General features: G+C 36.8%; 10 protein-coding genes. 7 read left to right on the plus strand and 3 right to left on the minus strand.

The genetic code is table 11. From position 1 onward, the window contains the following. Positions 1-151: 151 nt before the first annotated feature. From AC5LW9_RS06250 to AC5LW9_RS06280, 7 genes are read left to right on the plus strand one after another with little or no spacing between them, the layout of a single operon-like run. Positions 152-3,091 (plus strand): DUF2345 domain-containing protein, encoded by a 2,940-nt coding sequence (locus AC5LW9_RS06250; protein WP_493456530.1) that lies wholly within the window; start codon positions 152-154, stop codon positions 3,089-3,091. 11 nt (positions 3,092-3,102) lie between these two features. After that, positions 3,103-4,680 (plus strand): VRR-NUC domain-containing protein, encoded by a 1,578-nt coding sequence (locus tag AC5LW9_RS06255; protein WP_493456531.1) that lies wholly within the window; start codon positions 3,103-3,105, stop codon positions 4,678-4,680. 34 nt (positions 4,681-4,714) lie between these two features. Next, positions 4,715-5,968 carry a type VI immunity family protein gene (locus AC5LW9_RS06260; RefSeq protein WP_493456532.1) on the plus strand — a complete coding sequence of 418 codons (1,254 nt, stop codon included), beginning with the start codon at positions 4,715-4,717 and terminating at the stop codon, positions 5,966-5,968. An 18-nt stretch (positions 5,969-5,986) separates the two neighbouring features. After that, a complete protein-coding gene (locus AC5LW9_RS06265; RefSeq protein ID WP_493456533.1) occupies positions 5,987-7,240 on the plus strand; it encodes a type VI immunity family protein in 1,254 nt (417 codons plus the stop codon). Between the two features lie 18 nt (positions 7,241-7,258). Then, the gene (locus AC5LW9_RS06270) at positions 7,259-8,512 is read left to right on the plus strand and encodes a type VI immunity family protein (RefSeq protein ID WP_493456534.1); all 1,254 of its coding nucleotides are present in this window, start codon (positions 7,259-7,261) and stop codon (positions 8,510-8,512) included. Between the two features lie 49 nt (positions 8,513-8,561). After that, complete coding sequence (locus AC5LW9_RS06275; RefSeq protein ID WP_334327922.1) at positions 8,562-9,440, plus strand: putative type VI secretion system effector; 879 nt, start codon at positions 8,562-8,564, stop codon at positions 9,438-9,440. A gap of 26 nt (positions 9,441-9,466) precedes the next feature. Next, on the plus strand, positions 9,467-10,351 hold the full coding sequence (locus AC5LW9_RS06280; RefSeq protein WP_493456535.1) for a putative type VI secretion system effector: 885 nt from the start codon (positions 9,467-9,469) through the stop codon (positions 10,349-10,351). Positions 10,352-10,709: 358 nt separating this feature from the next. Here AC5LW9_RS06280 and AC5LW9_RS06285 read toward each other — a convergent pair whose 3' ends face one another. The 3 genes from AC5LW9_RS06285 to AC5LW9_RS06295 are packed head-to-tail and all read right to left on the minus strand — an operon-like array spanning position 10,710 to position 12,901. Continuing rightward, positions 10,710-11,537, minus strand: a complete 828-nt coding sequence (locus tag AC5LW9_RS06285) for a PTS system mannose/fructose/sorbose family transporter subunit IID (RefSeq protein ID WP_039126833.1) — start codon at positions 11,535-11,537, stop codon at positions 10,710-10,712. 14 nt (positions 11,538-11,551) lie between these two features. Next, on the minus strand, positions 11,552-12,385 hold the full coding sequence (locus AC5LW9_RS06290; RefSeq protein WP_186279243.1) for a PTS mannose/fructose/sorbose/N-acetylgalactosamine transporter subunit IIC: 834 nt from the start codon (positions 12,383-12,385) through the stop codon (positions 11,552-11,554). 24 nt (positions 12,386-12,409) lie between these two features. Then, the gene (locus AC5LW9_RS06295; RefSeq protein WP_025315142.1) at positions 12,410-12,901 is read right to left on the minus strand and encodes a PTS sugar transporter subunit IIB; all 492 of its coding nucleotides are present in this window, start codon (positions 12,899-12,901) and stop codon (positions 12,410-12,412) included. Between the last annotated feature and the right edge of the window lie 23 nt (positions 12,902-12,924).

Here is a 12,924-nt window from a genome sequence, read left to right on the forward strand (position 1 = left end):
TATTTTATAGACCTCTTAGATTATTTTTTATCATAGCTTTATTCAAGTGTTTTACTTCTAACGAATTTTCAAATAATCAAATTGTTAGTGAAAAATAATACTAAATACTTATTAATAATAAATAATTCAATAAAACACATTTGCAGTGTACATGAAATATATTGAGGATAGCATGGATAAAGGATCACCCAATCTAGTGGATCAGTTGGGCAATGGTTTAAGTCGGGGTTTAAAGCAAGGTTTAGTTAATGGAGTTGGTCATAATCGTTATACGTTAAATATTGATGGTTTACCTACTGAGGTTTCAATCTTACAGGTTGAGGGTAATGAGCAACTTAACCAGCCTTGGCACTATACGATTACTTTCACCTGCTCGGATAAACAACTATCTGTTGAGTCATTTCTTAATCAAAATGCCCGTTTGAGTTTTAATCCTGCTAATTCTAGCCGTTTAAGCGACTTTGCAACTCAAGGACTTAATGCACTTAATTCCTTAACTTCGGCGAATCCATTAGATGCATTAAAACACTCTGAGCCATTAAAACAGTTAGATAAACTTAAACAATCCAATCCACTTGATTCACTTAATTCTTTAACCCAATTTAATCCACTTAATCCGTTAAACTCACTATTATCTCAAGGCGGCTCACGCACCCTTTATGGTGTGATAACCCAGTTCAGTCAATTATCAGTCAGTAACGATGAAGCCCGTTATCAGGTTGTCTTATCCTCGCAATTAGCCAAACTGGCATTAAGTCATAACTGTGCTATTTTTCAGAATCAAAGCGTTATCAGTGTGGTTGAAGAGGTCTTGCGTGGTCATGGTTATACAGGGATTGATTATCGTTTAGCACTTAAAGAGCAATATCCTGAACGTGAATTTATCACCCAGTGGCAGGAGAGTGACCTTGAGTTTATTCAAAGACTGCTTGCTGATGTGGGGGTCTATTTCCGGTTTGAAACGCATGGTGAACACAATTGTGATGTGATGGTCATCAGTGATTATGAGCAAGGTTATCAGCAGGTGGCTGATATTGTGTACAAACAACCGAGCGGCACACTGGATAACGGCGTTGAAAGTGTCTGGGATATAACCTTACACAGTCAGATGGTGGAATCTTCGGTACAAGTACAAGATTATAACTACCGAGATGCGCAGGCGAATTTACTCGGTGAAGTTAACAGCCAACAGAAAGATAACACCACTTACGGCACCGATTACCGTTATGATGAACACTATAAAGGGTTAAATAGCAATGGTGACAGCAATAATGGAATTGATAGTGACACCAACAATAATAATGATGGCAATGATGATGAAAACAGTGGTGATATTGATACCGACGACAGTAATGGCAATAATAACGATAATAGCAGTGATATTAGCACTCATTCTGGTAATGCGAGTAATGGTGTTGAAAGTGGAGAATGGTATGCCCGCATTCGCCATGAACACGCTATTAGCCGTCAAATTGTTATCCGGGGTAAAAGTAATCAGGCCAATTTAGCCCCGGGTCAACATATCCGCATCAAAGGCAGTACGATTGCCGGAATAGATGAGGGGGTAATGATATTAACGGTGCAAGGACAGGGAAACCGCAGTGAGGCTTATGAACTGAGTTTTACTGCTATACCTTACCAGCCATTAAAACCTTACCGCCCGGAGCCGATTCCTTTTCCGACTATTGACGGTACTTTACCGGCACGGGTAACCAGTCCGAATAATGACACCTATGGTTATATTGATACACAAGGTCGCTATCGGGTTAAATTTAACTTTGATTTAAAAGAGTGGCGAAACGGTGAAGAGAGCTTATGGTTAAGACTGGCTAAACCGTATGCGGGCAGTACCTATGGTTTTCACTTTCCACTGATTGACGGCACAGAAGTTGCGGTAGCGTTTACTAACGGTAATCCGGACCGACCTTATATCGCACATGCGATGCATGACAGTCAACATCCTGACCATGTGACCGCCATAAACAAACACCGTAATGTAATTCGTACTCCTGCTAACAACAAACTGCGGATGGATGATAAGCGCGGACAAGAGCACATTAAGTTAGCGACCGAATACGGAAAAACCCAGCTTAACATCGGGCATTTAGTAGACCAAAACAAAGAGCAGCGTGGTGAGGGATTTGAACTGCGCACCGATGAGTGGGGAGCGATTGCTGCCAATAAAGGTTTATACCTGACCAGTCAGACCGAGCCTAAGGCACAGGGTAAACAACTTGATATGCAAGGTGCCATTACCCAGCTTGAAAATGCGTTATCAATTGCTAAAGCACTGCAAAATGCAGCAACCTCATCTGAAGCACATGGTGCGGATACCGACAGTCAGGAGCAACTTAAAACAACATTAACCCAGTTAGCCCAAAGTGGCATTATTGCTTATGCACAAGAGGGCATCGCTTTAACCAGTCCGGAAAATATTCAACTGTCAACGTCAAACAGTGTATCGGTGACCAGTGAAAATCAAACTGACATCAATGCGTTAAAAAATATTACCGTCTCATCCGGTGAATCAATCGGTCTGTTTGCTCATAAATCAGGAATGAAAGTCTTTGCCAACCAAGGTGATGTTGAGGTGCAAGCACAAAATGCCAACCTGAATATGGCTGCTAAGCAAGATATTAAAATAGACAGTGTCGATGGAAAGCTGACGATTACCGCAAGTAAAGAACTGACGTTAATGTGTGGTGGTTCATACATCAAACTCAGTAGCGCAGGAATTGAACTGGGTACGGCGGATAATGTTTATATAAAAAGTAATGCCATGCAAAAAATGGGACCGGCTTCAATACCGACTCCATATCTTAGCTTACCTTATGTCAATGGATGTAGCGAATTTTTTATTCTAACGGATCATGAAACCGGCAAGCCTTTACCTTTTCATCCTTATCAAATTGAAATTAATGGACAAATTGTTAGTGGTATCACAGATGCAAAAGGACATACCCGACGAATATTTACTGAGAATCCAGAAACAATTGTCGGTAAGGCTCTTGAGAAAAAATCACAAAATACGTTTGAAGCAAGACATATAGCAACAGGTAAACGAGTAAAGCTCAATTTTAATGATAGTTAGGATAAAAAACAATGAATGGAATGAGTGATAAAAAAACCGCAAAACCAACAACTGCAGGGCGTAGTACTGCCACAACTCGTGATGATGCATCCGAATTGGGTACAGTTTTATTAGTAGATAATGCTGTCGATATTTTTTATTTATGTAATAAAATGCAAGCAGCAAAAAATTCCCCCTATATTTGTAAAACAAATAATACACCTCGATATCAACGACAAGTAACCATGTGGATTAGGCAAGATGCTGCAAGTTTTGGGTATCAATTCCCATATTGTGGTGAGGTAGGATACAACATGACCACTAACCCTCCAACGCCATTAATGAGTAAAAATGAACCGTCTCGACCAAGTTATTGGCCCGTATCTAAATATCAAATGATCTATCGTGAATACCGCGAAGCAAATATATATGGTGACCCAACAGGAGGTTATCAATTTGATTTTGGTGGCGTTAACGTGGTTGATTCTATGGTTAATAAAACAACACTTGAAAACGAGTTATCGCTAAAAAGAAGTAGTGATAATGACATTGAAAATGGATATCGAACACTCGATCCTGAGAAAGCAAATGAGCGGTTTCCAAATGGACGAGGTATGATTCGTATTCCTGACGTAATTAGAAAAAAGGATCATACTTTAACCGGTGAAAAAGGTTATCATCCTGATAATATTAATACTGTTATTGAAATAAAATTTCCTGGGGATACATTGTCACCATATCAAAAAAAAGATTATTTTAGAATTGTTGGAAACAATCGTAAGAAATTGCGTTTAATGACTTTAAAACAATGTGAATTTCGTAATCGCAAAGATAAAGAAGAAAAGATGCTTGCCAAGGCTAAAGACGATCCACTTTATCAAACTATTGGCGAAACTGCTATGACTAATCCCAAGTCAACACTTAGCATTGAACAGCGCATGCAGCATGAATATGATGCTATATACAAACATATTATTAAATGGGTTAAACAACAAGAGATTGAGTACAGCCGCCCACAATTAGTGGCAATTGATGATTCCAACCAAAAAAGATATGCCGAAGCTTGGCAACGTTATGAACAAAGGCATGAGATGATTGCTAACTATCCATTAGCTGCAGTCGGCATTGCAAGTATGTCCGCAATGGCTGGTGCTTTCGTTACTGGAACCTCGGTTACCGAAATAGCAACTACAACAACAGTAGTTCGTAGTGGCGTTAAAGTCATAGAATTTACCCCAATAACAAAAGCCACAGTAGCAACTGTCGGAGCTGCATCTTTGCCATTAGCAGCCGAGCAGGGAATGACTAATAATTATGTATTAGAACGCAATGGGCAGCTTACCTATTATCCAGAATTTAATGAGCAAGAAAAACTTAAATATGAAGATGATCGCCTTATTGAAATTGATTATCGTTATCAGCAGAATTTAGACTTTGATAAAATAGACACAACGATAGGATATATTGATGATTCTGCCGAAGCTAAGCAAAATAAGGACAGATTTCGATTGGATAAAAACAATTATAAAATTCATTACTATCCATATCGACAACAGTTTTATTACTATTTTACTCCCGGCGATGAACCGACAGATTTTGAAAGCAATTGATAACCACTAGGCACACTTAATTATAGGATATACCATGCAAGATAAATTACAAAAGTTATTAGATGAATATCAGGAAAACTATAACAGATTTACATATGGTCATTATTTAGATCCCAATAATATTGAAGATGCAATAAAAACAGGCTTGGTAGGGTGTTATTATTTAGATCAAGGTTATCTACCCGAAAAGCGCCAAGCAATCGGTCAGGTTTTGGCACTATATGATAAATATTGGGGCGATAAGCTAAAGTTTGGTTTTTTTGATGGAAACCCCAACCAACTGCATCCTTATCAAAAATTCAGTATAGATAAAAAGCAAGATCTTATTAATAACTATGCTTTTGAAACATTAAATTTTTATTGGAGTAACGTTAATAATTTAGAGTTTGTTCCAGAATATCTAATTAAAACTTTCTCAAAACCAGAATGGTATGTGAAATTACATCAGAACATAACTTATGTTCAACTCTATTTACCCATATCGGAACTTAAAGAGTTTGGCGTAGAGCAATTAATAGCGTTAAATCAACAGATCAGCAAAATATTACAGCCAATGCATGGATTTTTTGGTTTAGGCATCCAGCATAGTCATGAGTATTACGATTATCAATATTTAGAGTATGAACTGGCTCATCAGTTTTTGGGTCTAGATATTTCTAACGATGAAGACGATGAACACCTTAGAGAAGGTTTTAAATGTATCAACTGGTTAACCATACTCAGTGACCGACTTATAACCGATAAATTAGGCAGTCTTGAGACGTTAAAAGAGCATAATAATGATAACGAGATCCGTTTTTATCCTTACGCAGGAGGCGTAGTTGTTCGGGCAGGTGAAGTGCCTGAGCTGGGTGATGTAGCAAGCAACCCCTATCCTAAGCACTATGTTAATGTTAATGCTTTATTAAAACCCGCACGAGCACCAGAAATTGCCTCATTAGGTTTTGGTTCAATAAACGGTGAAATTCGTTTTAATAATCGAACCTCAAAAGAGTGGCAAAGTCGGTTTGATGATGTCGAAGCAACGGATATTGCAGTAAGTCATGAGCCACAATCAGCGGAAGTTATTAATATGGATTCAAAGGTTCGAATTAGCATACAAACCGGTCAATTATGCCCACATACGGGCGTTTATTCTGCCAAAATCAATGGCAAGATTGAGTATCGGGAGTTAATCCAAGGTCATAAAGTTGAGCCATTTATTGATAGTGAAACGCAACAAGTCTATAACGATGTAACTTGGCAACTGTTACGTCGGGAAGATGGTGGAAATGTCTATCATAATTAACCCAATACATAGCAGTGAATGAAAAATAAATTACAAAAATTATTAGATGAATATCAGGAAAACTATAACAGATTTACCTATGGTCATTATTTGGATCCCAATAATATTGAAGATGCAATAAAAACCGGCTTGGTAGGGTGTTATTATTTAGACCAAGGTTATCTGCCTGAAAAGCGCCAAGCAATCGGTCAGGTTTTGGCACTATATGATAAATATTGGGGCGATAAGCTAAAGTTTGGATATATTGACGGTGAACCAAATAATCTGATTTCTTATACACAAACAACATTAAATGAAAAAATTAATCAAATTAATCTAGCAGGAACAGATAATATTTGTTTTTATTGGAGTAATGTTGATAATTTAGAATTTGTTCCAGGATATTTATGCAATGCCTATTCAAGAGCAGAATGGTATGAGAAATTACATCAGGACATAAGTTTTGTTCAATTCTATTTACCCATATCGGAACTTAAAGAGTTTGGCGTAGAGCAGTTAATAGCGTTAAATCAACAAATCAGTAAAATATTACAGCCAATGCATGGATTTTTTGGATTGGGTATCCAGCATAGTCATGAGTATTACGATTATCAATATTTAGAGTATGAACTGGCACATCAGTTTTTGGGTTTAGACATTTCTAACGATGAAGCCGATGAACACTTTAGAGAGGGTTTTAAATGTATCAACTGGTTAACCATACTCAGTGACCAACTTATAACCGATAAATTAGGCAGTCTTGAGGCGCTAAAAGAGCGTAATAGTGATAACGAGATCCGTTTTTATCCTTACTCAGGAGGGGTGGTTGTTCGGGCAGGTGAAGTGCCTGAGTTGGGTGATGTAGCAAGAAATCCCTATCCTAAGCACTATGTCAATGTTAATGCTCTATTAAAACCCGCCCGAGCACCAGAAATTGCCTCATTAGGTTTTGGCTCAATAAACGGTGAAATTCGTTTTAATAATCGAACCTCAAAAGAGTGGCAATGTCGGTTTGATGATGTAGAAGCAACGGATACTACAGTAAGTCATGAACCACAATCAGCGCAGATTATTAATATGGATTCAAAGGTTCGAATTAGCATTCAAACCGGTCAATTATGCCCACATACGGGCGTTTATTCTGCCAAAATCAATGGCAAGATTGAGTATCGGGAGTTAATCCAAGGTCATAAAGTTGAGCCATTTATTGATAGTGAAACGCAACAAGTCTATAACGATGTAACTTGGCAACTGTTACGTCGGGAAGATGGTGGCAATGTCTATCGTGATTAACCCAAGGCTGAGCAGTGAATGAACAATAAATTACAAAAGTTATTAGATGAATATAAGGAAAACTATAACAGATTTACCTATGGTCATTATTTAGATCCCAGTAATATTGAAGATGCGATAAAAACCGGCTTGGTAGGATGTTATTATTTAGACCAAGGTTATCTACCTGAAAAGCGTCAAGCAATCGGTCAGGTTTTGGCGCTATATGACAAATATTGGGGCGATAAGCTAAAGTTTGGATATATTGACGGTGAACCAAATAATCTAATTTCTTATACACAAACAACATTACATGAAAAAATTAATCAAATTAATCTAGCAGGAACAGATAATATTTGTTTTTATTGGAGTAATGTTGATGATTTAGAGTTCGTTCCAGGATATTTATGCAATGCCTATTCAAGAGCAGAATGGTATGAGAAGGTACATCAAGAAATAAGTTATGTTCAATTCTATTTACCCATATCTGAACTTAAAGAGTTTGGTGTCGAGCAATTAATAGCGTTAAATCAACAGATCAGCGAAATATTACAGCCAATGCATGGATTTTTTGGATTAGGCATCCAGCATAGTCATCAGTATTACGATTATCAATATTTAGAGTATGAACTGGCACATCAGTTTTTGGGATTAGATATTTCTAATGTTGAAAGTGATTTGCGTTTTCGTAGTGGTTTTAAATGTATTAACTGGTTAACCATACTCAGTGACCAACTTATAGCCGATAAATTAGGCAGCCTTGAGGCGCTAAAAGAGCGTAATAGTGATAACGAGATCCGTTTTTATCCTTACGCCGGAGGCGTGGTTGTTCGAGCAGGTGAAGTACCTGAATTGGGTGATGTAGCAAGAAATCCCTATCCTAAGCACTATGTTAATGTTAATGCTTTATTAAAACCCGCACGAGCACCAGAAATTCTTTCACTAGGTTTGGGTTCAATAAACGGTGAAGTTCGTTTTAACAAACGAACCTCAAAAGAGTGGCAATGTCGGTTTGATGATGTCGAAGCAACGGATATAACCATAAGTCATGAGCCACAATCAGCGCAGATTATTAATATGGATTCAAAGGTTCGAATTAGCATACAAACCGGTCAATTATGCCCACATACGGGCGTTTATTCTGCCCAGATCAATGGCAAGGTTGAATATCGGGAGTTAACTCAAGGTCATAAAGTTGAGCCATTTATTGATAGTGAAACGCAACAAATCTATAACGATGTAACTTGGCAACTATTACGTCGGGAAGATGGTGGCAATGTCTATCGTGATTAACCCAAAACAGAGCTGTTAAGGAGATACTAAATTAAAAGAGATACAACCCATGAGCATAAAAGACTTTTATAAAATCCAGAAAGAAGTTGAAAATAGATCTTGGCGTCATCAGCCAACGAAACCTGTCTTACCTTGTTTGGGAAATGAATTTATTGCAATTCGAGGCAAGATAGAGCGAATTGATAAAGAAGTAGAAAAAGCAGGATTTGAAATTGAGTCTTATGAGCATGTAAAAAAGAGTATTCAAAAAATGCACGAAGGGGCAAAAATAGGCGCAATTCTTGGTACATTACGTGGTCAATATGGTTTGACGGGCGGTGCATATGTTGAACCAGCTCGTATTAAAGCTAATTTTGTCAATATACAGATTAATAATGAGATTTATCGAGGTTGGGTGGGTGATTGCCCGTTTGAAGCTGGTGATGAAGTTGAAGTAGTAGTTGAATGGCAAAACGACCACTACGAATTGTATGCCATTGCAAAACCAGACGAACGAATAATCAGTGTCTGTCCAAACTGTTTTAGAGGGCGATGGGCCTATTTCTTTTACACTTTTCCTCGTACAATAATTATATGGTTTATATCTCTTCTTGTGATAACCTTTTTCATGTCTAATAGTATTGATGAATTATTATCATTGAACAAATCTTTTCTGAATAGGGTATTGGTTATAGCATATAATATGGGTTTCATTGCTATTTTAGGTTTATATATGGCAATAAAAGACAGTTTAACAACAAAAGTCAAAATTGCTGAACAGATATTTAAAGCACTAAACCTAGAAAAACTAACAAGGATTGATTTAAGGAAAAAAACTAACAGAAAAGTACGAAGATTAAAACGACAAGGAACATATCAATCGAATTCTCTCAAACCTAAAATTATTTTATTAACATGGATGAATGACAATTATCTATTTTATTACTAAAAATAATAATTATTGTGAATGGAATTATGAGCATAAAAACCTTTTATAAAATTCAAAAAGAAATAGAAGATAGATCTTGGCGTCATCAGCCAACGAAACCTGTCTTACCTTGTTTGGGAAATGAATTTATTGCAATTCGAGGCAAGATAGAGCGAATTGATAAAGAAGTAGAAGAGCATGGATTTGAAATTGAGTCTTATGAGCATGTAAAAAAGAGTATACAAAAAATGCGCGAAGGAGCAAAAGTAGGCGCAATTCTTGGTACATTACGTGGTCAATATGGTTTGACGGGCGGTGCATATGTTGAACCAGCCCGTATTAAAGCTAATTTTGTCAATGTACAGATTAATAATGAGATTTATCGAGGTTGGGTAGGTGATTGTCCGTTTCAAGTAGGTGATGAAGTTGAAGTTGTAGTTGAATGGCAAAACGACCACTACGAATTGTATGCCATTGCAAAGCCAGACGAACGAATAATCAGTGTCTGTCCAAACTGTTTTAGAGGGCGCTGGGCCTATTTCTTTTATACTTTTCCCCGAGCTATTATTACTTTATTGATAATATTATTAGTAATGACTGGTTTCTATATACATTATAATGACTTGGATAGCGTATTGACATTAGATGAAGAATATACAGAATATATTTCAGTACTCACATTTTTTTTCGGTAGTCTTACAACTTTAGCTTTATATATGGCAATAAAAGACAGTTTGACAACTAAAGTCAAAATTGCTGAACAGATATTTAAAGCACTGAACCTAGAAAAACTAACAAGGATTGATTTAAGAAAAAAAACTAACAGAAAAGTACGAAGATTAAAACGACAAGGAACATATCAATCGAATTCTCTCAAACCTAAAATTATTTTATTAACATGGACGAATGATAATTATCTATTTTATTACTAAAAATAATAATTATTGTGAATGGAATTATGAGCATAAAGACTTTTATAAAATCCAGAAAGAAATTGAAGATAGATCTTGGTGTCATTAACTAACCCTTGTTGTTTAAAGCGTTAATTTCTTTCCTTAGTATATCCCTAAGGTTGGTAAACAGTTATCTAATAGTTCATTCTTTCTTAAATATTCCTATAATACTTTGAGCGATTCAATTATGAACGCTCAAAATAATTATTTAGGACGTTTTTCACACATTTTTTATATAATCAGAAGTAGCTAAGGGAATCAGTCGTAATTCCCTTAATTTATATGAGATGATTGTAATGAAAGCGATTATTCATCACTCAATTTAGAATTAATTGAACTAAAATATACCAATCACGACACCCACTGAAGTAATGGCCGTTAGGATCAAAATGACTTTGGTCGCGCTCATCTGTTTGGCTGACACGAGCCACCAAGCCAGTAATACCATAGTTAATGGTAGAATTTTAGGGAATATACCATCCAGTACACTTTGTAATGAACGCATGCTTTCACCCATCGGAATTTCAAGCTCTGAATTAAGCACAATATTCCCTGCGGCAAGTCCTCCCACCACCATAATACCAAGAACATTAAAGGCATCTGTAATGCGTTTTACATTATCACCAATAATATTATCAATGGCATTTACACCAAGTTTATAACCGTAATGGAAGCTGATGTAAGAAATCAATGGTCCTAAAATACCATACGATAAAATATAGAAGATTGGACCTATAGCATTTCCTCCTGCTGCCATACCCATTGCGATGGATAACAAAATAGGAACAATGATGCCTTGAATTAATGAATCACCAATTCCCGCTAATGGTCCCATCAATGTTGCTTTGATATTAACCGGTAACTCTTCAGGAACGTTGTGACCTAAAGCTATCTCTTCTTCCATTGAGGCGACAATACCATTGATGATTTGTCCCGTTTGCGGTTCGGTATTGTAAAACATTGAATGCCGGGTTAATAAACGGCGTTTTGCTTCGGGATCATGTTTGTAATATTTTTCGGCAAACGGAATATAAGAAAACGCCCAAGCGTGAGCTTGTAATTTTTCATAGCTCATTGAAGATAGATGTGTAAAACCCCATCGATACCAAATTTGACGTAACTCTTTTTTAGTCAATTTTGATTGGTTACTAATTGCTTTATCCATTGTTAATTCTCCTATCAAAATAGATCATCATCTTCAAATACATCAGAATTTGAGGTCGAATTATTTGATTCTTTGATTGCTAATGTAGCGGGTTTATTGATTGCCATATAGTATAAATAAGCAACTAAAGCGGAAATAAACACTAACGCAACCATACTTAATCCAGCGAACGCTAACAGAACAAAACCTGCAAAGAAAAAGATAAGCTGAATTTTTGATTTAATGACAATATTCATTAGCATTGCAATACCTAATGCAGGTAATACACCGCCTAATACTGAGATGATTTTTGTTATTACTTCTGGTACATGATTTAATAACCAATCCACTAAACCTGAACCGTAAAAGATCGCCAAAAATATTGGCACTGCTCTTAATAAAAATGTAGTAATTTGTGGAAAGAATAGATGATTAAGAACGATACCCCGTGTATCATTGTGTTCAGCAGCTTGCTGTGCTCTATTATTCCAAAACGAATAGACTGCCATTCGCGTATTATAGAAGATTAAACCAAATGTTTGCCCTAAAAATACTGACAAGGTCACAGCTACCGCAGGCTCTTTAGTCGTTGCTAATGCTAGACCAATACCGCCATAAGCCGCATAAGTAATTTCACTGTTGGTTGCGCCACCTGTTGATAAGTTGGCAATAAAAACAGCTTGAACGGCTAAACCACAAGCAACTCCCGCTTGAACGTCGTTAAAGGCTAAACCAACTAAAAGACCTGCGACTAAAGGACGTCCAACAACATAAAATCCTCCTGACATACCAAATAACCAAGGTGATTCAATCGCTCCTAAGTAACAGAATATACCTGTAAGCAAAGCTGGGATAAATAGTGTTTCCATGATGTTTTCCTCAATTATTGAAAACTATAAGGTGTCATATTTTTTCTTCATAACTGACCAGCTTTTTGGTTCATCATCGGGTAGCAACTGAAATTCAATGGTGATACCTTGACTTTCGATATAATCAAAAGCTTGATAGTCTTTATCATCTATGGCAACCGTTCGTCCTAACACTTTGGTATCTGGTCTGGTATTCATACAACCGATATTAAGTACTGGATTGAGTTTTGCTCCAGCTTTAAGGAGTTTTTCAAATGTTTGAGGTGAATCACTTATTAAAAAAAAATTCTTAGCCGATTCCATGCCTTGCTGGATTTTTTCTACTCCTTGAGCAACGGTATAAATGCCTATTTTTAAGTTGCCAGCCGCCGCTTTTAGTACACGTTTTCGTAAGTCATCTGCGGCAATATTATCGCCAACAACTAAGATGCCATCGACAGGTCTTACTTTTGTCCAACGGGTCATTATTTGACCATGAATCACCCTATCATCCACTCTGGTTAATGTGATTGCCATAACTATTTACTCCTATCATTTAA

The organism is Gilliamella sp. LMG 34360, from assembly GCF_984568995.1.

Excerpts from the sequence above, each read along its gene's own strand:
- AC5LW9_RS06250 (WP_493456530.1), top strand. The coding sequence starts at position 152 with ATGAAATATATTGAGGATAGCATGGATAAAGGATCACCCAATCTAGTG.
- AC5LW9_RS06255 (WP_493456531.1), top strand. The coding sequence starts at position 3,103 with ATGAATGGAATGAGTGATAAAAAAACCGCAAAACCAACAACTGCAGGG.
- AC5LW9_RS06260 (WP_493456532.1), top strand. The coding sequence starts at position 4,715 with ATGCAAGATAAATTACAAAAGTTATTAGATGAATATCAGGAAAACTAT.
- AC5LW9_RS06265 (WP_493456533.1), top strand. The coding sequence starts at position 5,987 with ATGAAAAATAAATTACAAAAATTATTAGATGAATATCAGGAAAACTAT.
- AC5LW9_RS06270 (WP_493456534.1), top strand. The coding sequence starts at position 7,259 with ATGAACAATAAATTACAAAAGTTATTAGATGAATATAAGGAAAACTAT.
- AC5LW9_RS06275 (WP_334327922.1), top strand. The coding sequence starts at position 8,562 with ATGAGCATAAAAGACTTTTATAAAATCCAGAAAGAAGTTGAAAATAGA.
- AC5LW9_RS06280 (WP_493456535.1), top strand. The coding sequence starts at position 9,467 with ATGAGCATAAAAACCTTTTATAAAATTCAAAAAGAAATAGAAGATAGA.
- AC5LW9_RS06285 (WP_039126833.1), bottom strand. The coding sequence starts at position 11,537 with ATGGATAAAGCAATTAGTAACCAATCAAAATTGACTAAAAAAGAGTTA.
- AC5LW9_RS06290 (WP_186279243.1), bottom strand. The coding sequence starts at position 12,385 with ATGGAAACACTATTTATCCCAGCTTTGCTTACAGGTATATTCTGTTAC.
- AC5LW9_RS06295 (WP_025315142.1), bottom strand. The coding sequence starts at position 12,901 with ATGGCAATCACATTAACCAGAGTGGATGATAGGGTGATTCATGGTCAA.